Origin of the sequence: Geobacillus zalihae NBRC 101842, from assembly GCF_001544135.1 — a bacterium.
GTDB lineage: Bacteria > Bacillota > Bacilli > Bacillales > Anoxybacillaceae > Geobacillus > Geobacillus zalihae.
Genome location: NZ_BCPV01000003.1, coordinates 66697 through 86498, shown reverse-complemented (window position 1 = coordinate 86498; position 19802 = coordinate 66697). Strand labels below are relative to the sequence as shown.

The window sequence follows — 19802 nt, the reverse complement described above, 5'->3', positions numbered from 1 at the left end:
TTTTTTATGGTAATTGATTTTTTTGCCAGTGGAAGCCTATATTTTCATTGCTCGGACGGAGGAGGCAGGAGATGCCTGTCCCACTATTTCGTTTGTGGGCCTCGAGGATGAAGCAGAAAGCCGTTTGGCGAGGGGGCGTCGGATCCACAGCGGCCGACAGCCTGTGGCGCTGTTCATTTTTTGTGCTTGCATTTCGTTTTTTGATATTATATATTACTTTTAGTACCTAGTCATAAAATCGGACGGTGTCACGAATCGATGAGAAAAAGCAAACGCGAACGGCAACGGTTGTTGCAGGAGACGATCCGGGAAAACCCGTTTATCACCGATGAAGAGCTCGCCGAAAAATTTTCGGTCAGCGTGCAGACGATCCGCCTTGATCGGCTTGAGCTGTCGATTCCCGAACTGCGTGAGCGCATCAAGAATGTCGCCCGCCAGTCGTTCGCTGATAAAGTGCGGGCGTTGCCGCTTGAAGAAGTAATCGGCGACATTATTGACATCGAGCCGGATGCGAGCGCCATTTCGATTTTCGATGTGAAAGAGGAGCACGTCTTTCGGCGCACCCGCATCGCCCGCGGCCATCATTTGTTCGCTCAGGCCAACTCGCTTGCCGTCGCTGTCATCCATGATGAACTGGCGCTGACAGCGAAAGCGACCATTCGTTTTGTGCGTCAAGTGAAAGAAGGGGAGCGGGTCGTAGCCAAAGCGAAAGTGACCGGAAAAACGGCGCACGGGCGCACAATCGTCGAGGTGAACAGCTACGTCGGCCAGGAGCTCGTCTTTTCTGGTACGTTTGAAATGTATCGTTCAAACATAGAGAAAAAGGATGGGGACAGCAATGAATATCGCGGTTGATGCCATGGGCGGAGACCATGCCCCGGGCGAAATCGTGCGCGGGGCGCTTATGGCCGCCGCCCATTTCCCTGACATCGAGATTACGCTGATTGGCGATGAAGCGAAAATTCGCCCGCATGTGGCGGGTGAAGAGCGCATTTCGATCATCCACACCGACGAAGTGATCGAAGCAGATGATGAGCCGGTGCGGGCGGTGCGGCGCAAAAAGAACTCGTCGATGGTGCGCATGGCGGAAGAAGTGAAAGAAGGGCGCGCCGAGGCGTGCATTTCCGCCGGCAATACCGGGGCGCTCATGGCAGCCGGACTGTTTGTCGTCGGGCGGGCAGCCGGCATCGACCGCCCGGCGCTCGCCCCGACGCTGCCGACGTTGGATGGGCGCGGCTTTGTCTTTCTGGATGTCGGCGCCAACGTCGATGCAAAGCCGGAACATTTGCAGCAATACGCTTTGATGGGACATGCGTACGCAAAGAACGTGCGCGGCGTCGAAAAACCGCGCATCGGCTTGCTGAACGTCGGAACGGAAGACCAAAAAGGAAACGAAACAACGAAACGGGCGTTTGCCTTGCTCAAGGAAACGAACCTTCATTTCATCGGCAATGTCGAAGCGCGCGATCTGCTGCAAGGAGTGGCTGATGTTGTCGTCGCCGACGGCTTTGCCGGCAATGTTGCGTTAAAAACGATTGAAGGGACGGCGCTGGCGCTCTTTTCCTTGCTCAAGCAGACGCTGACAAGCGGCGTCGCGGCGAAGCTGGCCGCCGCCGTCCTCAAGCCAAAGCTCGCCGGGCTGAAAAAAATGATGGACTACTCGGAGTATGGCGGCGCGGCGCTGTTTGGCTTAAATGCTCCGGTCATTAAAGCGCACGGGTCGTCCGATGCGAACGCCATCTTCCACGCCATCCGCCAGGCACGAGAGATGGTGGTTCATGATGTCATCGGCACGATCAGAGCGGAGCTGGAACGGGCATAATCGGTAAAGGAGGAATCAAAAATGGGGAAAATCGCCTTTTTATTTCCTGGCCAAGGATCGCAGACGGTCGGCATGGCGAAAGACGCTGCCGAGCATGACGCCCGCGCCCGCGCCGTCATCGCGGAGGCTGACGAGCGGCTTGGATTCGCGCTTTCCAAGCTCATGTTCAACGGACCGCAAGAAGAGCTGACGTTGACATATAACGCCCAGCCGGCGCTCTTGACCGCCAGCATCGCCTTGCTCCAGCTTGTCGACGGCGCTGGGCTGAAAGCGGACTATGTCGCTGGCCATAGTTTGGGCGAATATACGGCGCTTGTCGCCGCCGGCGCCATGTCGTTTGCCGATGCCGTCTACGCGGTGCGCCGCCGCGGTGAGCTGATGGATGAAGCGGTGCCGGCCGGTGAAGGGACGATGGCGGCGGTGCTTGGGATGGACGCTGATGCGCTTGAAGCAGTGACAAATGAAATCGCCGCCCAAGGCGATCCGGTCGAGCCGGCCAACTTCAACTGCCCGGGGCAAATTGTCATCTCCGGCTCGAAAGCCGGAGTGGAAAAAGCGGCGCAGCTTTTGAAAGAACGCGGCGCCAAACGCGTCATTCCGCTTGAGGTGAGCGGTCCGTTCCACTCCGCTCTCATGAAGCCGGCGGCAGAAAAACTGAAAGCGGTTCTTGACAGTTTGGTGATTCGTGACGCCGTCATTCCGGTCGTCGCCAATGTGACGGCTGAGCCGGTGACGAAAAAAGAGGACATCGCCCGCCTTCTCATTGAACAACTGTACTCGCCGGTGCGTTGGGAGCAGTCGGTGCGCACGCTTCTTTCGCTTGGCGTCGACACGTTTGTCGAAATCGGTCCGGGAAAAGTGTTGTCCGGCCTTGTGAAAAAAATCGACCGCAACGCCCGCGTTTATGCGGTGAACGATCTTGCTTCCTTCGAAGCGACCGTTGCGGCGCTGAAAGGGGAATAAAGCGATGCTCGAAGGAAAAATTGCTCTTGTGACCGGGGCGTCGCGCGGCATTGGCCGGGCGGTCGCTCTGGAGCTTGCCCGCCAAGGGGCGAACGTTGCCGTCAATTACGCCGGCAGCGAGGCGAAAGCGAATGAAGTTGTCGAGGCCATCCGCTCGCTCGGCCGCGAAGCGATCGCCGTGCAGGCGGACGTCGCCCGCGCTGAAGATGTTGAGCGCATGGTGAAAACGACGATTGACCATTTTGGCCGCCTCGATATTTTGGTCAACAACGCCGGCATTACACGCGACAATTTATTGATGCGGATGAAAGAAGAAGAATGGGATGCCGTGATTAACACGAATTTAAAAGGGGTATTTCTTTGTACGAAGGCGGCAACGCGCCCGATGATGAAGCAGCGCTATGGGCGGATCGTCAACATTGCTTCGGTCGTCGGCGTGATCGGCAATCCGGGGCAGGCGAACTATGTCGCCGCCAAGGCCGGCGTCATCGGGCTGACGAAGACGGCGGCGCGCGAACTCGCCAGCCGCAACATCACCGTTAACGCCGTCGCACCAGGATTCATTACGACCGATATGACCGAAGCGCTCAGCCCGGAGCTGAAGGCGGAAATGTTAAAGCAAATTCCGCTCGCCCGCTTTGGCGAGCCGGATGATGTCGCCCGCGTCGTCGCTTTCCTCGCTTCCGACGCCGCGAGCTACATGACCGGACAGACGCTTCATGTTGACGGCGGCATGGTGATGCCGTAAGAAAAACAGCGCTAGTATTTTTTCTGCCAATCGACTATAATCATGAAGGGAGGTGAACGCAATGGCCGATGTATTGGAACGTGTAACGAAAATCATCGTTGACCGGCTGGGGGTTGACGAATCGCAAGTGACGCTCGAAGCGTCGTTTAAGGACGACCTGGGCGCTGACTCGCTCGACATCGTCGAACTCGTCATGGAACTTGAAGACGAATTCAACATGGAAATTTCCGATGAAGAGGCGGAAAAAATCGTCACAGTCGGAGACGCTGTGAACTACATAAAAAGTCGTCTGTAATGCCGCTTTTTTGCAAAGTCCCGTTGCTTCGAACGGGGCTTTCTCTGCTTTTTCAGGGATGCTCGGCGGGTCTTGCGGAAAAAAGCGCACGATTCCCGCTCGCGTAGCGGACCGGAGAACGGATATAATAGAAGAAGACACGGCCATTTTGTTCTGGAACGAAGTCGGAGGGCATTTTTATGTCAAAACAAAAAGATAAAGAGCGCATCCATGAAAAGAGGCGGGCGAAGTTTCAAGAGCTGCAAAAAAAAATCGGCATCACCTTTCGAAACGAAAAGCTGTTGATTCAAGCGTTCACCCATTCATCGTATGTGAATGAGCATCGGCGGCGGCTTCACGAAGACAATGAACGGCTTGAGTTTTTAGGCGATGCCGTGCTGGAGCTGACCGTTTCTCAATATTTATTTCAAAAGTTCCCGCATATGAGCGAGGGGCAATTGACGAAGCTGAGGGCGGCCATCGTCTGCGAGCCGTCGCTTGTGAAATTTGCCAACGCCCTGTCGTTCGGCGAGCTCGTCTTGCTCGGCAAAGGCGAGGAGCTGACCGGCGGGCGGACGCGTCCGGCGCTCTTGGCAGACGTCTTTGAGGCGTTCATCGGCGCTTTGTATTTGGATCAAGGAATGGACGCGGTCATCCGCTTTTTGGAGAAAACGATGTTTCCGAAAATTGATGAAGGTGCTTTTTCTCATGTGATGGATTTTAAAAGCCAGCTGCAGGAATTGGTGCAGCGGGACGGCAGCGGAACGCTTGAATACGCCATTTTGGAGGAAAAAGGTCCGGCCCACAACAAGGAGTTTGTCGCCCGCGTAGCGTTAAACGGCCAAGAGCTTGGCATCGGCGTCGGCCGCTCGAAAAAGGAAGCTGAACAGCATGCGGCGCAAATGGCGCTCGAAACGTTGCGGGCTGCCGATCAGCAGTGAAGGCTGGCGCTGTTACGTCAGTCTTTTTTCTGTGAACGTGCGAAGGGATGGAGAGCAAACGCTGCTCATGGGTGTTTCGATGAACATGCGCGCCTTGAGCGGGGGAAGAAAGGCGTTTTTTTCGATAGCTCATATGGTAGGATGAAAAGATCGAACGTCTCGGTTTCCCAAAAGGGCTCCGGGGTGTTTGTGTTGGATCACAGTGGAAAGATGGTGAGGCGTCATACCATGTTCCTGAAACGATTGGATGTGATCGGCTTTAAATCGTTCGCCGACCGTGTATCGATCGAGTTTGTCCCTGGTGTGACGGCGGTCGTCGGTCCGAACGGGAGCGGCAAAAGCAACATTACCGATGCGATCCGTTGGGTGCTCGGTGAGCAATCAGCAAAATCGTTGCGCGGGGCGAAAATGGAAGACGTCATCTTCGCCGGCAGCGAATCGCGCAAGCCGCTCAATGTGGCTGAAGTGACGATCACACTCGACAATGAAGACGGCTTTTTGCCGCTTGAGTACCAGGAAGTGAGCGTGACCCGGCGCGTCTATCGCTCGGGGGAGAGCGAGTTTTTCATCAACCGCCAGCCGTGCCGTTTGAAAGACATCGTCGATTTGTTTCTCGATTCCGGGCTCGGCAAGGAGGCGTTTTCCATCATCGGCCAAGGCCGGGTCGAAGAGATTTTAAGCAGCAAACCGGAAGAGCGGCGCACGATTTTTGAAGAAGCGGCCGGCGTGTTGAAGTACAAGCTGCGGAAAAAAAAGGCGGAGGCGAAGCTAGCGGAGACGCAAGACAACTTGCACCGCGTCAACGATATTTTGCACGAGCTCGAACAGCAGCTTGAGCCGCTCCGCATGCAGGCGTCGCTCGCCAAAGAGTTTTTGGAAAAACGCGAAGAGCTCGAGCGATTTGAAGTGGCGCTGATGGTTCACGACATCGAGCAGTTGCGCGGGCAATGGAATGAGTTGAAGGAAGCGCTTGATGGGCACCAACGGGACGAAGTGGCGCTGGCGGCGGCGTTGCAGAAAATGGAAGCCCAAATCGAACAGCTGCGCGATCAAATGACCGCCATTGACGAATCGATCGACGGTTTGCAGCAAGTGCTGCTTTTAGCCAGCGAAGAGCTTGAGAAGCTCGAAGGGCGGAAAGAAGTATTGAAAGAGAGAAAAAAGCATGCCGCGAGGCGAAAAGCGCAGCTGGACGACATAACGGCTGCACTGGCTGCGAAACGGCGCCGCTTGACGGAGCAGCTGCATGCCGAGCGGGAGGAACTCGCCCGTCTTGAGGCGGGCGCCGCAGCGCTCGAGCGGGAGCTGAAAGAAAAACAGGCTTTGTTTTCGGCGCATGAAGCCGACATTGAAGAAGAAATCGAGCGGCGAAAAGGTGATTACATCGACCTTGTTCATGAACAGGCGGCGTTGAAAAACGAACGCGCACATGTGGAGCAGGCCATCAGCAAGCTGCATGCCAAACGGACGGCGCTCGATGAAGCGAACCGCCGCCATCTCGCCGAACGTGAACAGCTCGAGCAGAAGCGGGCGGCCTTATGGGCCGAGCAGACCCGCCTCGAACAGGCGCTGACGGAAGCGCATAACAGACAAGCCGCTCTCGCCGCGGCGCTCGCAGCGCAAAAAACGGAGCTCGAGCAGCATGAAGCGTTGCTGCATCAGGCGCGCCAATACCGGCAGCAAACCAAAGCGCGCCAGCAATGGTTGGAAGAGATGCAACATGATTATTCCGGTTTTGTCCAAGGAGTAAAGGAAGTATTAAAGGCGCGCGACCTTCTGCCCGGCATTCATGGCGCCATTGTTGAGCTCATCCGCGTGCCGGACCGCTATGAGACGGCGATTGAAACGGCGCTCGGCGGGGCGATGCAGCATATCGTCGTTGACAGCGAACAGGCGGCGCGGCAAGCGATTCACTATTTGAAAACGAACGGCTACGGGCGCGCGACGTTTTTGCCGCTTGACGTCATAAAAGCGCGCGCGCTTTCCGAACGGGAGCGGGCGGCGATTGACCGCCATCCGGCGTTTGTCGGCATTGCGAGCGAGCTCGTCGAATACGACCGCGCCTATAGGGCGGCGATCGCTCATTTGCTCGGCCATGTCATCGTGACAGCCGATTTAAAAGGCGCGAATGAGCTGGCCAAGCTTCTTCACTATCGCTATCGCCTCGTGACATTGGACGGTGATGTCGTCAGCCCTGGCGGGGCGATGACCGGCGGCGGGGCGGCGAAAAAGACCGCGTCGCTATTAAGTCGAAACCGCGAGCTTGAGACGCTTTCGGCCAAACTGCAGGAAATGGATGAAACGATCGCTCGGCTTGAGCGGGCTGTTGCCGCAAAACGACACGAGCTGGCGGAGCAGGAAGCGCAGGCGGCCGCGCTGCAAGAAGAGGTTGCGGCGCTTCGGGAGGCCCTGCAAAGACAAAAGGACGAGCAACGCGAGCTCGAATGGCAGAAAAAACGGATCGACGAGCGGCTCGCACTGTATGATGAAGAAAAGGCGAACGACGAGCGCGAAATGGCAGAGCTCAACCGCCGCCTCGGCGCCATTGACAGGCAGCTTGAGCAGCTTGCCGAGAAACTGCAGGCGATCGATGACGACATCAGCCGGCTGCAGGCGCAAAAACAGACGGAGCAAACGACGAAAGAGGCGCTCCAGGCAGCGATCACGGAGCAAAAAATCGCCTTGGCGGAAACGAAAGAGCGCGTGAAACATGCACGCCGGAAAGTGGAAGAATGGGAAGCGGAGCTTGCCGAAACGATCCGTGGGCTCAAAGAAGCAGAGCGCGAACGAGCCGCTTTGGATGCGGAAATGGAGGCGCCGGAATGGAACGAGGAAGAGATTGAGCAGCTGCGAAAGCAAAAGCTTGAGGACAAGCAAAAGACATTGGAGCTGATCGCGAGCCGTCGCGAACAGCGGCTCGATTTCCAACGCCGTCTTGAACATTTGGAACAGGAATGGAAAGAGACGAAGCGGCAGCATAAACAGCTCGCCGATGTCGTGAAAGACGAAGAAGTAAAGTTGAACCGGCTTGATGTGGAGCTGGAGAATCTGCTTGTCCGTCTGCGCGAAGAGTATGGGCTGTCGTTTGAAGCGGCTCGCTCCGCGTACCCGCTTGAGATCGGCGCCGATGAGGCGCGCAAGCGGGTGAAGCTGATCAAGCGCGCCATGGAGGAGCTCGGCACCGTCAACTTGGGGGCGATCGATGAATACGAACGTGTTTCCGAACGGCACCGCTTTTTAAGCGAGCAAAAAACCGATTTGGAAGAGGCGAAGGCGACGCTCCACCAAGTGATCGATGAAATGGATGAAGAAATGAAAAAACGGTTTCTCACAACGTTTGAACAAATCCGCGCCCATTTTGGCGAGGTATTTGGCGAGCTGTTCGGCGGCGGGCGCGCCGATTTGCGGCTGACCGACCCGAACGACTTGCTTGAGACTGGGATCGACATCGTCGCTCAGCCTCCGGGGAAAAAGCTGCAACATTTAAGCTTGCTTTCCGGCGGCGAACGGGCGCTGACGGCGATCGCCCTCTTGTTTTCGATTTTAAAGGTGCGTCCGGTGCCGTTTTGCGTCCTTGATGAAGTCGAAGCGGCGCTTGATGAAGCGAACGTGCAGCGGTATGCCCAATATTTAAAACGGTTCAGCCGCGACACGCAGTTTATCGTCATCACCCATCGAAAAGGGACGATGGAAGAAGCGGACGTGCTGTACGGCGTCACGATGCAAGAATCGGGCGTCTCGAAGCTTGTTTCCGTCCGTTTGGAAGACTCCAAGCAACTCGTGTCGTCATAGAAAGGAGGAGCCTCGATGGGCTTTTTTCAAAAGTTGAAAGAAAAGTGGACAAAACAGGCGGATGCCGTAACCGAAAAGTTTAAAGAAGGGCTGTCAAAAACGCGAAATTCGCTCGCCGGGAAAGTGAACGACCTCATCGCCCGCTATCGGAAAGTGGATGAAGAGTTTTTTGAAGAGCTTGAGGAAATTTTGATCGCCGCCGATGTGGGCGTCACGACCGTCATGGAACTTGTCGATGAGCTGAAAATGGAAGTGAAGCGCCGCAACATTCAAGATTCGGCGCAAATGCGCGACGTGATCGCGGAAAAACTGATTGACATTTACCGCGCCGGCGCCGATGACAACGAGCTTTCCGCCTTGAATATGCAAGAAGGAGGGCTGACGGTCATATTGTTCGTCGGCGTCAACGGCGTTGGCAAGACGACGACGATCGGAAAACTGGCGCATAAGCTGAAATCGGAAGGGAAATCGGTGCTCTTGGCCGCAGGCGACACGTTCCGCGCCGGAGCGATCGAGCAGTTGGAAGTATGGGGCGAACGCGTTGGGGTCGATGTCATTAAGCAGGCGGCCGGCTCCGACCCGGCGGCCGTTATGTACGACGCCATTCAGGCGGCAAAAGCACGTAGCGTTGACGTGTTGTTGTGTGACACAGCCGGGCGGCTGCAAAACAAAGTGAACTTAATGAAAGAGCTTGAAAAAGTGAAACGCGTCATCAGCCGCGAAATCCCGGGCGCTCCGCATGAAGTGCTGCTTGTGCTTGATGCGACGACCGGGCAAAACGCGATGAGCCAAGCCAAGCTGTTTAAAGAAGCGACCGATGTGACCGGCATCGTGTTGACAAAGCTCGACGGAACGGCGAAAGGCGGCATCGTGCTTGCCATTCGCAACGAGATGGCCATCCCGGTGAAACTCGTCGGCCTCGGCGAGAAGATGGACGATTTGCAAGTGTTCGATCCAGAACAGTACGTCTACGGATTGTTTGCTGATTTGCTGGAATCATAAAAAAGTCAACAGAGGGTGCTCCAAAACCAATGGAGCGCCCTTTGTTGTTGCGTCCACGGGAGTGTAACCGATAAGCCCTTTGTCCGTTCCATCCCTTGACACCTTGCCGAAAAGAAGGTACACTACATTTTTGTAAAGGTATTTTACTTAACAATGAGGGAGGGAGAGTCCGGTGCTGGAAAAAACGATGCGCATGAACTATTTATACGATTTTTACCAAGCGCTGTTGACGCCGAAACAGCGCAACTATATGGCGCTTTACTACTTGGACGACTACTCCCTCGGGGAAATTGCCGAACAATATGAGGTGAGCCGCCAGGCGGTGTACGATAACATCCGGCGTACAGAAGCGATGCTGGAGCAGTATGAAGAGAAGCTCGGGCTGCTGCGAAAATATGAACGGCGGCGGCAGATCATCGAGCGGCTGAAAGACTACATCAGCCGGCACTACGGTGCTGACGCCGAATTGGCGGCGCTTGTCCGCGAGCTTGACGAACTTGATTAAAAAAGGGGGTGGCCGCCATGGCGTTTGAAGGACTGTCTGAACGTTTGCAGCAGGTGATGAACCGCATCCGCGGCAAAGGGAAAGTCACCGAAGCGGATGTCAAAGAGATGATGCGCGAAGTGCGCCTTGCGCTTTTGGAAGCTGACGTCAACTTTAAAGTCGTCAAAGATTTCATCAGACAGGTGAGCGAGCGGGCTGTCGGGCAGGAAGTGATGAAAAGCTTAACGCCGGGCCAGCAAGTGATCAAAATCGTCAAGGAAGAGCTGACGGCGTTAATGGGCGGTGAGCAAAGCCAAATCGCTGTCGCGAAGAAACCGCCGACCGTTGTGATGATGGTCGGGTTGCAAGGGGCCGGGAAAACGACGACCACCGGGAAGCTGGCCAACTTGCTGCGCAAACGGCATAACCGGAAGCCGCTTCTGGTGGCTGCCGACGTTTACCGCCCGGCGGCGATCAAACAGCTTGAGACGCTTGGCAAGCAGCTCGACATGCCTGTCTTTTCGTTAGGCGAGCACGCCAATCCGGTTGAAATCGCGAAACAGGCGCTCGAGCGGGCGAAAGAAGAGCATTATGATTACGTGCTCATCGACACAGCCGGCCGCCTCCACATTGATGAAGCGCTCATGGATGAACTGAAGCAAATGAAAGAAGCGGTCAAGCCGGATGAAATTTTCCTCGTCGTTGACGCCATGACCGGGCAAGATGCCGTCAATGTCGCACAAAGCTTCCATGAGCAGCTCGGCATCACCGGGGTGATTTTGACGAAGCTGGACGGCGACACGCGCGGCGGGGCGGCGCTGTCGATTCGCGCCGTCACCGGAGCGCCGATCAAGTTTGCTGGGATGGGCGAAAAACTTGACGCTTTGGAGCCGTTCCATCCGGAGCGGATGGCGTCCCGCATTTTAGGGATGGGCGATGTCCTGACGCTCATCGAAAAAGCGCAGGCGGCCGTCGACGAAGAGAAGGCGAAGGAGCTCGAACAAAAAATGCGCACGGCCACCTTCACGCTTGACGACTTTTTGGAGCAGCTCGGCCAAGTGCGCAAGCTCGGACCGCTTGACGAACTGATTAAAATGCTGCCGGGCGCCAACAAAATCAAAGGGCTCGCCAACATCCAAGTCGATGAAAAGCAAATCGCCCGCGTTGAGGCGATCATCCGCTCGATGACGAAAGAAGAGAAAACGCATCCGGAAATCATCAACGCTAGCCGCAAAAAGCGGATCGCCAAAGGAAGCGGCACGACGGTGCAGGAAGTAAACCGGCTTTTGAAGCAATTTGACGAGATGAAAAAAATGATGAAAATGATGACGAATATGCCAAAAGGGAAAAAGAAAGGATTCCGTTTTCCATTTATGTAAATGAAGATCTGTTAAGCGAAAAACCTTTACAAACGGAAAAAGAATTGTTAATATACTATCTTGTGTGAACTCTATACGGAGGTGCGTACTGACTATGGCAGTAAAAATTCGTTTAAAACGCATGGGAACAAAGAAAAAACCATTCTATCGCATCGTGGTAGCTGATTCGCGCTCGCCGCGCGACGGTCGTTTTATCGAAACGATCGGCACGTACGATCCGGTCGCTGAGCCGGCGCAAGTGAAAATTGATGAGGAATTGGCGCTCAAATGGCTGCAAAACGGCGCCAAACCATCGGATACGGTGCGCAGCTTGCTGTCGAAGCAAGGCATTTTAGAGAAGTTCCATAACTTGAAATACGGCAAATAAGCGGGATGCACATGAAGCCGCTCATTGAAACGATCGTCAAGGCGCTTGTCGATCATCCGGAGGCGGTGGCGGTTGAGCGCCGCGAAGAAGAGACGGCCGTCATCTATGAGCTGTCCGTGCATGAAGACGACACTGGCAAAGTGATCGGCAAACAAGGGCGGACGATCCAGGCGATTCGCACGGTCGTTGCCGCCGCCGCGGCCGGATCGCCAAAGCGGGTTGTTGTGCAAGTGAAAGACAAAGGGTGAGGATGTTCCTCTCCCTTTTTTGATATGATGCCAAAGGGCGCAAAAATGGCCCGGGTGCCGTTCATTCCGTGTCAAAAGGGGGAAGAGGATGAAGCTCATTCAAACGGTTGAGGTGCGGCAAATCGTCACCGAACGGAGCAAACAAGAGCTTGCCGCCGCGTTTTTGGCGCGCAAGCAGCAGCTCGAGCGCGAGTGCGACCAGCTTCGTTTTGAACAGAAACGAATGGAGAAAAGCGGAAACTATCCGCCCGCTTTAGTGAAACAATATTTTGCCAAAGAGATCGACGAGCGGATGGAGAAAATGAAACTGCTTGAGTTTCAGCTCGAACAATTACATATGCTACCGTTAGGGAGCGAATTGAAAGAGCGGGAAGTCGAGGCGCTCGTTGAGGTGAACGTCGGCGACCGTTGGGAAGAGGTGACAAAAACGCGCGCCATCATCATTGAAGACGGCGTCGTCAAAGAGATTCGCTAAGAAGGGATGAACGCGATGGAACGATGGTTTAATGTCGGAAAAATTGTCAATACGCACGGCATTCGCGGCGAAGTGCGCGTCATTTCGCGCACCGACTTTCCTGAAGAACGGTATAAAAAAGGAAACAAGCTGTACATTTTCCGCGAACGGGACACGGAACCGATTGAAGTCACGGTGAAAAGCCACCGCGTCCATAAATCGTTTGACTTGTTGTCGTTTGAAGGCTATGACAGCATCAACGATGTGGAACGGTTTAAGGGAGCGATGCTGAAGGTGCCGGAAAGCCAGCTCGGCGAACTCGCGGAAGGGGAATATTATTTCCATGAGATCATCGGCTGCACTGTCGTGACAGAAGGCGGGGAGACCATCGGCGCGGTAAAGGAAATTTTGACTCCAGGGGCGAACGACGTCTGGGTCGTCCGGCGCGAAGACGGATCGGAAGCGCTCATTCCGTACATTGACGAGGTCGTTTTGCACGTCGATCCGGATCGGAAAACGATCATCATCCGGCCGATGGAAGGGCTGCTCGAGTGATGCGGATCGATATTTTAACGTTGTTTCCCGGCATGTTTTCCGGGGTGTTGAGCGAGTCGATTTTAAAGAAGGCGCAAGAAAAAGGGGCCGTCGACATCCGCCTTATTGATTTTCGCGAGTTTGCCGACAACAAGCATAAAACGGTCGACGATTATCCGTATGGCGGCGGCGCCGGCATGGTGCTCAAGCCGCAGCCGATTTTTGACGCGGTGGAACACGTGACGGCTGGATCGCCTGGCGCCCGCATCATTTTGCTTTGCCCGCAAGGCGAGCGCTACACGCAAAAAAAGGCGGAAGAGCTGGCGAAAGAAACGCATTTGGTGCTCATTTGCGGCCATTACGAAGGGTATGACGAACGCATCCGCCAATATTTAGCAACCGATGAAATTTCGATCGGCGACTATATTTTAACAGGCGGGGAACTCGGCGCCATGGTCATTGTCGACAGCGTCGTCCGTCTTCTCCCCGGGGTGCTCGGCAATGAGGCGTCGCCGGTCGATGACTCGTTCAGCTCCGGGCTGCTTGAGTATCCGCAATACACAAGACCGGCCGATTTCCGCGGCATGAAAGTGCCGGATATTCTGCTTTCTGGCAACCATCAGCTCATCGCCGAGTGGCGCGAGAAGGAATCGCTCCGGCGCACGTTTTTGCGCCGTCCGGACTTGCTCGATGAATATCCGCTTACAGACAAGCAAAAGCAATGGCTGAAAGAGTGGGAAAAGGAGCGCGAATAGCTATTGCCTGAGTCAACCGTTTATGCTATCATGTCTTTTGTGTGACCTTAAGCGATTGGCTTGAGGATGGAAAACGATGTTCCGCTGCAATGAAGAGATCATTGGCATGAACATCTGTGGAAGGAGTGGATCATGATGCATCATTTAATCCAAGAGATTACGAAAGAACAACTGCGGACGGATTTGCCGGATTTCCGCCCGGGCGACACGGTGCGCGTTCATGTGAAAGTCGTCGAAGGCAACCGCGAACGCATCCAAGTGTTTGAAGGGGTCGTCATTAAACGGCGCGGAGCGGGCATCAGCGAAACGTTCACGGTCCGCAAAGTGTCCTATGGCGTCGGCGTTGAGCGCACATTCCCGGTGCATACGCCGAAAATCGCCAAGCTGGAAGTCATCCGCCGCGGGAAAGTCCGCCGCGCGAAATTGTACTACTTGCGCGAACTTCGCGGCAAAGCGGCGCGCATCAAGGAAAATACGAACGCAGCGCAATAATGGACAACGGTGGATCACAGCGGAAAAGGAGCTTGCTTTCAAGCTCCTTTTTTCACTACCGCCAATGATGATTACGGTCGTGATCCACGACTGCAAACTTTGATTTAGGTGGGTGGACAATGGAACAGAAAAAAAGCGAATGGCGCGAATGGATGAAAGCGATCGTCGTTGCCGTCTTGCTCGCCGGGGGCATCCGCTACTTTATTTTCGCTCCGATCATCGTCGACGGTTATTCGATGATGCCGACATTACATAACCATGAGCGGATGATCGTCAATAAACTGGCGTATAAAATCGGCATGCCGCACCGTTTCGATATCATTGTTTTTCACGCTGAAGAAGGGAGAGACTATATTAAGCGAGTCATCGGCCTGCCGGGCGACCGAATTGAATACAAAAATGATACGCTCTATATCAATGGCAAGCCGTATGAAGAGCCGTATTTGGACGAGTATAAAAAGCAGTTGTCCGACGGCGGTCCACTGACGGAATCGTTCACTTTGGAGGAACTGACCGGGCGAAGCACGGTGCCGCCGGGGCATTTGTTTGTCATGGGCGACAATCGCCGTTTCAGCAAAGACAGCCGCCATATCGGCTTCATTCCGATGTCAAAAGTCGTTGGCAAGGCGAATCTTGTGTATTGGCCGCTTTCTGACGCCCGGATTGTGAAATAAACGAGGCAGGTGATGCCAATGACAGTGATTCAATGGTTCCCCGGCCATATGGCGAAGGCCAAGCGGGAAGTGCAAGAAAAATTAAAGTTGATCGACGTAGCGTTTGAGCTGCTTGACGCCCGTGTGCCGATGTCCTCGCGCAACCCGATGATCGACGAGATTCTCGGACAAAAGCCGCGCCTCATTTTGCTCAATAAGGCTGATATGGCCGATGAGGCGGTGACCGAACAGTGGATCCGCTATTTCCACGATCAAGGGCGGCTGGCTTTGCCCATCGATGCTCAAAGCGGAACAGGAGTCCGGCAAATCGCGGCGGCAGCGAAAGAGATGGTGAAAGACAAATTCGAGAAAATGCGGGCGAAAGGGATTAAAAACCCGCGCCCGGTTCGGGCGCTCATCGTCGGCATCCCGAACGTCGGCAAGTCGACGCTGATCAACCGGCTCGCCGGCCGCCATATCGCGAAAACCGGCGACAAGCCGGGGGTGACAAAAGCGCAGCAATGGATTAAAGTCGGCAAAGAAATGGAGCTGCTTGATACCCCAGGCATCCTATGGCCGAAATTTGAGGATGAGGACGTGGGCTACAAGTTGGCGGTGACCGGGGCCATTAAGGACGAAATTTTAAACTTGCAGGATGTCGCCGTCTATGCGCTCCGCTTTTTGTCGACCCACTATCCCAACCGGCTTGCGGAGCGCTACGGCCTTGATGACATTCCGGATGACATTGTCGCCTTGTTTGACGCCATCGGAAGGCGGCGCGGCTGCTTGACGTCAGGCGGCGCTGTTGACTACGATAAAGTGGCTGACATCGTTTTGTATGACATCCGCACGGAAAAATTAGGCCGCTTAAGCTTTGAAACGCCCGCTTCACGGACGTAGCGCGTCCGGCGGGCGTTTTTTGCCGGCGGCGCTTTACGGTCGGCCAAACAGAGCCGATAGTATAAGTAGAAGAGGGAGAGGAGCATGAAGCGGTATACGGTGAAAGACATTGAAGCGCTGCTTCCGAAGCTTGGCGAGGACGACCCGCGCTGGGAGATGCTGCGGCAGGATGAGCGAAAAAGCGTGCAGGCGCTTCTTGCCCGTTTTGAAAGGCAGAAAGCGCGCCGGCACGCCATCGAGCAGCGGTGGGAAGAACTGATGCGTTATGAGCGGGAACTATACGCCGCTGGCGTTAGACGGATCGCCGGCATTGATGAGGCCGGGCGCGGCCCGCTGGCCGGCCCGGTCGTCGCCGCCGCGGTCATCTTGCCGAAAGACGCCTATTTGCCGGGGCTTGACGACTCGAAGCGGCTGACGCCGGAAAAGCGCGAGGCATTGTTTGCGCAAATTGAAGCGTGCGCCGTCGCCATCGGCATCGGCATCGTCAGCGCGGCGGAGATCGATGAAAGGAATATTTACGAAGCGACAAGGCAAGCGATGGCGAAAGCGGTGAACGCCCTTTCCCCGCCGCCTGAACATTTGCTTGTTGATGCGATGGCGGTGCCGTGCCCACTGCCGCAACAGCGCCTCATAAAAGGAGACGCCAACAGCGCTTCGATCGCTGCTGCGTCGGTCATCGCCAAAGTGACGCGCGACCGGTGGATGAAAGAACTGGATCGCCGCTATCCACAATACGGGTTCGCGCGCCATATGGGCTACGGAACGCCGGAACATTTCGAGGCGATCCGCCGCTACGGCGTTACGCCTGAGCACCGTCGTTCGTTCGCACCGGTGAGGGAGGTGCTCGAGGCGAGCGAGCAGCTCTAGAAGAAGGGATGGGACGAAATGGTCGAGCGCATGGAGCGGACGATGCCAACGACCGCTGTCCGCGACGCGACATCCAGCCGGCGGTTTCAGCCGGGGCAGGCCGTCGTCGGCCGAGTGGAGCGGGTCGAGGAGATGGAAACCGAGGAGCGGGCGGCGCTCGTCCGCGCTGGCGGACAGCTTGTGCGCGCCCGTTTGGAGGCGCCGCTTGCCGTCGGACGTTTGTATTTGTTTGAAATTCACGAACGACAAGGAACAATTTATTGGAAAGCCATTCCCCTTTCCGAACCGGCGTCTGCTCCGTCAGGTGAAGAGGCGGTGCGCCGGTGGCAAAAAGCGTGGAAACTGCCGGATGCGGCGCTGCCGGTGCTCCGCCAAGCGCTGAAAGCTGGCGCGGCTGCAACGAAAGAGGAAATTGCCGCACTGACTGAAGCGGTGAAAGAGACCGGCCAGCCGGACGCGGCCGAAGACGTGCTCGCCCATTTGTTTCGCCGCCGGCTGCCGTTCTCTTCAGCCGTGTTTCGCGCGCTATGGGCAGCCAAAACCGGGGTGCCGCTCGCTGAGGGGTTGGGGAAACTGAAAGCGGCCATTGCCGCCCTTTCCGCCCATCCGGCGGCGCTTGAGCTCAGCCGGGCGATGGAGAAGTTTCTTTCACCGCCGCTGTCCGCTTACGAGGCGGCCGTGCGTTTGTTGCTGTCAGGGGAGGAAGAGGCCGAAACGGCCCGCGCGCTTCTTGCCCGCCTTGGGCTCGCCCCGTTGCCGGAGGACCGCCGCTTGGCGCTTCGGGAGGCGGTGCAATGCCGCCGGTTTGCCGATATCATTCGGCAGCTCGGCTTGACGGACGAGGAGGCGTTTGTGGAACGGTGGGCCGCTCTCGATGCTGCCTATCAAAGCGGAGCGCTGCCCGCCGCGGAAGCGAAGTTGTGGGCGGCCGCTCGAGCGACGAGAGATCCGGCGCTGTCGCTGTTTTGCTGGCTGAGGCGAGCGGCCGTGCGGCTTGGGCTTGAGGATGAGGCGGCGCTCGTCCGTGTCGGGAAAATCGAGGATTTGCCTTCCGCCCCGTCGTTGAAACGGCTGCTTCTTCGCTTTCTTCATGAATCGGGGAGCGAAGGGGCCAAGAGGGCGGCCGAAGCGATTCTCGACCAGCTCGATGGCATGGCCATCGCTGCTGGCGGCGATGGGCTCATTGAGCACGTATGGATTTCGTTTCCATTGCCGCTTGGCGGCCGCAGCAGCGATTTTGCTGTGTGCTGGCAAGGAAGGAGGAAACAAGGCGGGCCGCTTGATGCCGATTACAACCGCATTGTTTGTTGCCTGACGCTTGAAGAGCTGGGAGAGGTGATCGTTGATATGCGCGTGCAACGACGGATCGTCCACATCTCCATTTTTCACGATGATCCGCGGTTGGCGGTTGCTGCCGCGCGGATGGCTCCGCTTGTCAAAGAGCGGTTTCAGGCGCACGGCTATGCGCTTTCAGGCATTGATGTAAAGGCAACGCGTTCCGCCCCTCCTCCGCCTTCCGTTTTTCTGTTTGCCGACAGTTGCAGCGAGGTGGATTGCCAAGCATGAACGAGGAGCGGAAAAAAGCAGTCGCCTTGTCTTACGATGCGGCACTTGACGCAGCTCCGATCGTCAAGGCGAAAGGGGTTGGCAAGGTCGCCGAAGCGATCATCGCCGCCGCCCGCGAGCACGGCGTGCCGATTCGCCAAGATCCGACGCTTGTTGAGCTGCTGGGGAAAGTGGAGATCAACGAAATGATCCCGGAGGAGCTGTACGCCTTAGTGGCTGAATTGTTCGCGTTTTTGTATCAGCTTGATCAGGAAGCGAAAGGAGAAAGAGCGGGGAAGGGGTAATTTTCCTATTCCCCGCTTTCTTAATTTTGCGGCGAAACGGTGGACAAGCGCGAAATGTTAGGTATAAAATGAAAGCGCTAAGACTTTTTTGATTTTATACATAGGAGGTTGGCGCATGAACATTCATGAATACCAAGCAAAAGAAATTTTGCGAAGCTATGGTGTGAGCGTGCCGAACGGCCGCGTCGCGTTCACGGTGGATGAAGCGGTCGAAGCGGCGAAAGAGCTCGGCGCGCCGGTGTGTGTCGTCAAAGCGCAAATTCATGCCGGCGGGCGCGGCAAAGCGGGCGGGGTGAAAGTGGCAAAAAGCCTCGAGGAAGTCCGTACATACGCCAGCGAATTGCTCGGCAAAGTGCTCGTCACCCATCAAACCGGCCCGGAAGGAAAAGAAGTGAAACGGCTGTTGATTGAAGAAGGGTGCGACATCCAAAAAGAATACTACATCGGCCTTGTCGTCGACCGCGCCACCTCGCGCGTCGTGTTAATGGGGTCGGAAGAAGGCGGAACGGAAATCGAAGAAGTGGCGGCGAAAACGCCGGAGAAAATTTTTAAAGAATACATTGATCCAGCCGTCGGGCTCCAAGCGTTCCAAGCGCGCCGATTGGCTTTCAACATCAACATTCCGAAGCATCTCGTCAACCAAGCGGTCAAATTTATGATGGGCTTGTACCAAGTGTTTGTCGATAAAGACTGCTCGATCGCCGAAATCAACCCGCTTGTCGTCACCGGCGACGGCAAAGTGATGGCGCTTGATGCGAAGCTGAATTTCGATTCAAACGCCTTATACCGCCATCCGGACATCCTTGAATACCGCGACTTGGATGAAGAAGACCCGAAAGAAGTCGAAGCGTCGAAATACGACTTGAACTACATCGCTCTTGACGGCAACATCGGCTGCATGGTCAACGGCGCCGGCTTGGCGATGGCGACAATGGACATCATCAAATATTACGGAGGCGAGCCGGCCAACTTCCTCGATGTCGGCGGCGGCGCCAGCGAGGAAAAAGTAAGGGAAGCGTTCAAAATCATTTTGTCCGACCCGAACGTCAAAGGCATTTTCGTCAACATTTTCGGCGGCATTATGAAATGCGATGTCATCGCGAGCGGCATCGTCGCGGCGACGAAGCAAGTCGGTTTGACGCTTCCGCTTGTCGTCCGACTTGAAGGAACGAACGTTGAGCTTGGGAAAAAGATTTTGCAAGAGTCGGGCTTAAACATTATTGCGGCCGAATCGATGGCGGACGGAGCACAAAAAATCGTCGAGCTAGTACGTTAAG

22 protein-coding genes are annotated in these 19802 nt (G+C 55.7%); all 22 read left to right on the top strand.

Features of this window, described 5'->3' with window-relative positions:
* Nucleotides 1–258 precede the first annotated feature (258 nt).
* The 22 genes from fapR to sucC all read left to right on the top strand — a co-directional run bounded on the left by fapR (nucleotide 259) and on the right by sucC (nucleotide 19801).
* Nucleotides 259–855, top strand: a complete 597-nt coding sequence (gene fapR, locus GZ1_RS02905; RefSeq protein ID WP_011230687.1) for a transcription factor FapR — start codon at nucleotides 259–261, stop codon at nucleotides 853–855.
* Nucleotides 839–1822 (top strand): phosphate acyltransferase PlsX, encoded by a 984-nt coding sequence (gene plsX, locus GZ1_RS02900; protein WP_015374397.1) that lies wholly within the window; start codon nucleotides 839–841, stop codon nucleotides 1820–1822. Before fapR ends, plsX begins: the two co-directional genes overlap by 17 nt.
* Before the next feature lie 21 nt (nucleotides 1823–1843).
* Nucleotides 1844–2785: an ACP S-malonyltransferase gene (gene fabD, locus GZ1_RS02895; protein ID WP_013523379.1), complete on the top strand. Its 942-nt coding sequence runs from the start codon at nucleotides 1844–1846 to the stop codon at nucleotides 2783–2785.
* 4 nt (nucleotides 2786–2789) lie between these two features.
* Nucleotides 2790–3533, top strand: a complete 744-nt coding sequence (gene fabG / locus GZ1_RS02890) for a 3-oxoacyl-[acyl-carrier-protein] reductase (protein WP_013523380.1) — start codon at nucleotides 2790–2792, stop codon at nucleotides 3531–3533.
* 61 nt (nucleotides 3534–3594) lie between these two features.
* Entirely contained in the window at nucleotides 3595–3828 is a 234-nt protein-coding gene (locus GZ1_RS02885) for an acyl carrier protein (protein ID WP_011230691.1), read from the top strand.
* A gap of 179 nt (nucleotides 3829–4007) precedes the next feature.
* Nucleotides 4008–4748: a ribonuclease III gene (gene rnc, locus GZ1_RS02880; protein WP_013523381.1), complete on the top strand. Its 741-nt coding sequence runs from the start codon at nucleotides 4008–4010 to the stop codon at nucleotides 4746–4748.
* A 228-nt stretch (nucleotides 4749–4976) separates the two neighbouring features.
* The gene (gene smc / locus GZ1_RS02875) at nucleotides 4977–8540 is read left to right on the top strand and encodes a chromosome segregation protein SMC (RefSeq protein WP_033006592.1); all 3564 of its coding nucleotides are present in this window, start codon (nucleotides 4977–4979) and stop codon (nucleotides 8538–8540) included.
* Between the two features lie 15 nt (nucleotides 8541–8555).
* Nucleotides 8556–9542, top strand: coding sequence for a signal recognition particle-docking protein FtsY (ftsY, locus tag GZ1_RS02870; protein ID WP_060787830.1), 987 nt, complete (start codon nucleotides 8556–8558; stop codon nucleotides 9540–9542).
* Nucleotides 9543–9714: 172 nt separating this feature from the next.
* Nucleotides 9715–10047 (top strand): putative DNA-binding protein, encoded by a 333-nt coding sequence (locus GZ1_RS02865; RefSeq protein WP_013523384.1) that lies wholly within the window; start codon nucleotides 9715–9717, stop codon nucleotides 10045–10047.
* Between the two features lie 17 nt (nucleotides 10048–10064).
* The gene (gene ffh / locus GZ1_RS02860; RefSeq protein WP_011230696.1) at nucleotides 10065–11405 is read left to right on the top strand and encodes a signal recognition particle protein; all 1341 of its coding nucleotides are present in this window, start codon (nucleotides 10065–10067) and stop codon (nucleotides 11403–11405) included.
* 94 nt (nucleotides 11406–11499) lie between these two features.
* Entirely contained in the window at nucleotides 11500–11772 is a 273-nt protein-coding gene (gene rpsP / locus GZ1_RS02855; protein WP_011230697.1) for a 30S ribosomal protein S16, read from the top strand.
* A gap of 11 nt (nucleotides 11773–11783) precedes the next feature.
* A complete protein-coding gene (locus GZ1_RS02850) occupies nucleotides 11784–12020 on the top strand; it encodes a KH domain-containing protein (RefSeq protein WP_011230698.1) in 237 nt (78 codons plus the stop codon).
* Nucleotides 12021–12108: 88 nt separating this feature from the next.
* A complete protein-coding gene (locus tag GZ1_RS02845; RefSeq protein ID WP_011230699.1) occupies nucleotides 12109–12495 on the top strand; it encodes a YlqD family protein in 387 nt (128 codons plus the stop codon).
* A gap of 15 nt (nucleotides 12496–12510) precedes the next feature.
* Nucleotides 12511–13029: a ribosome maturation factor RimM gene (gene rimM, locus GZ1_RS02840; RefSeq protein ID WP_015374399.1), complete on the top strand. Its 519-nt coding sequence runs from the start codon at nucleotides 12511–12513 to the stop codon at nucleotides 13027–13029.
* Nucleotides 13029–13763, top strand: a complete 735-nt coding sequence (gene trmD / locus GZ1_RS02835) for a tRNA (guanosine(37)-N1)-methyltransferase TrmD (protein WP_011230701.1) — start codon at nucleotides 13029–13031, stop codon at nucleotides 13761–13763. The genes rimM and trmD overlap by 1 nt, the downstream gene beginning before the upstream one ends.
* Before the next feature lie 135 nt (nucleotides 13764–13898).
* The gene (rplS, locus tag GZ1_RS02830; protein ID WP_013145772.1) at nucleotides 13899–14255 is read left to right on the top strand and encodes a 50S ribosomal protein L19; all 357 of its coding nucleotides are present in this window, start codon (nucleotides 13899–13901) and stop codon (nucleotides 14253–14255) included.
* A 119-nt stretch (nucleotides 14256–14374) separates the two neighbouring features.
* Nucleotides 14375–14929 carry a signal peptidase I gene (gene lepB, locus GZ1_RS02825; RefSeq protein ID WP_013145771.1) on the top strand — a complete coding sequence of 185 codons (555 nt, stop codon included), beginning with the start codon at nucleotides 14375–14377 and terminating at the stop codon, nucleotides 14927–14929.
* Between the two features lie 12 nt (nucleotides 14930–14941).
* A complete protein-coding gene (gene ylqF / locus GZ1_RS02820; RefSeq protein WP_013145770.1) occupies nucleotides 14942–15808 on the top strand; it encodes a ribosome biogenesis GTPase YlqF in 867 nt (288 codons plus the stop codon).
* Between the two features lie 84 nt (nucleotides 15809–15892).
* The gene (gene rnhB / locus GZ1_RS02815; protein WP_013523388.1) at nucleotides 15893–16675 is read left to right on the top strand and encodes a ribonuclease HII; all 783 of its coding nucleotides are present in this window, start codon (nucleotides 15893–15895) and stop codon (nucleotides 16673–16675) included.
* Between the two features lie 18 nt (nucleotides 16676–16693).
* Nucleotides 16694–18241, top strand: coding sequence for a TP0910 N-terminal domain-containing protein (locus GZ1_RS02810; protein WP_060787829.1), 1548 nt, complete (start codon nucleotides 16694–16696; stop codon nucleotides 18239–18241).
* Nucleotides 18238–18525: an EscU/YscU/HrcU family type III secretion system export apparatus switch protein gene (locus GZ1_RS02805; protein WP_033006714.1), complete on the top strand. Its 288-nt coding sequence runs from the start codon at nucleotides 18238–18240 to the stop codon at nucleotides 18523–18525. The genes GZ1_RS02810 and GZ1_RS02805 overlap by 4 nt, the downstream gene beginning before the upstream one ends.
* Nucleotides 18526–18640: 115 nt before the next feature.
* The gene (gene sucC / locus GZ1_RS02800; RefSeq protein WP_011230708.1) at nucleotides 18641–19801 is read left to right on the top strand and encodes an ADP-forming succinate--CoA ligase subunit beta; all 1161 of its coding nucleotides are present in this window, start codon (nucleotides 18641–18643) and stop codon (nucleotides 19799–19801) included.
* The last annotated feature ends 1 nt before the right edge of the window (nucleotide 19802 follow it).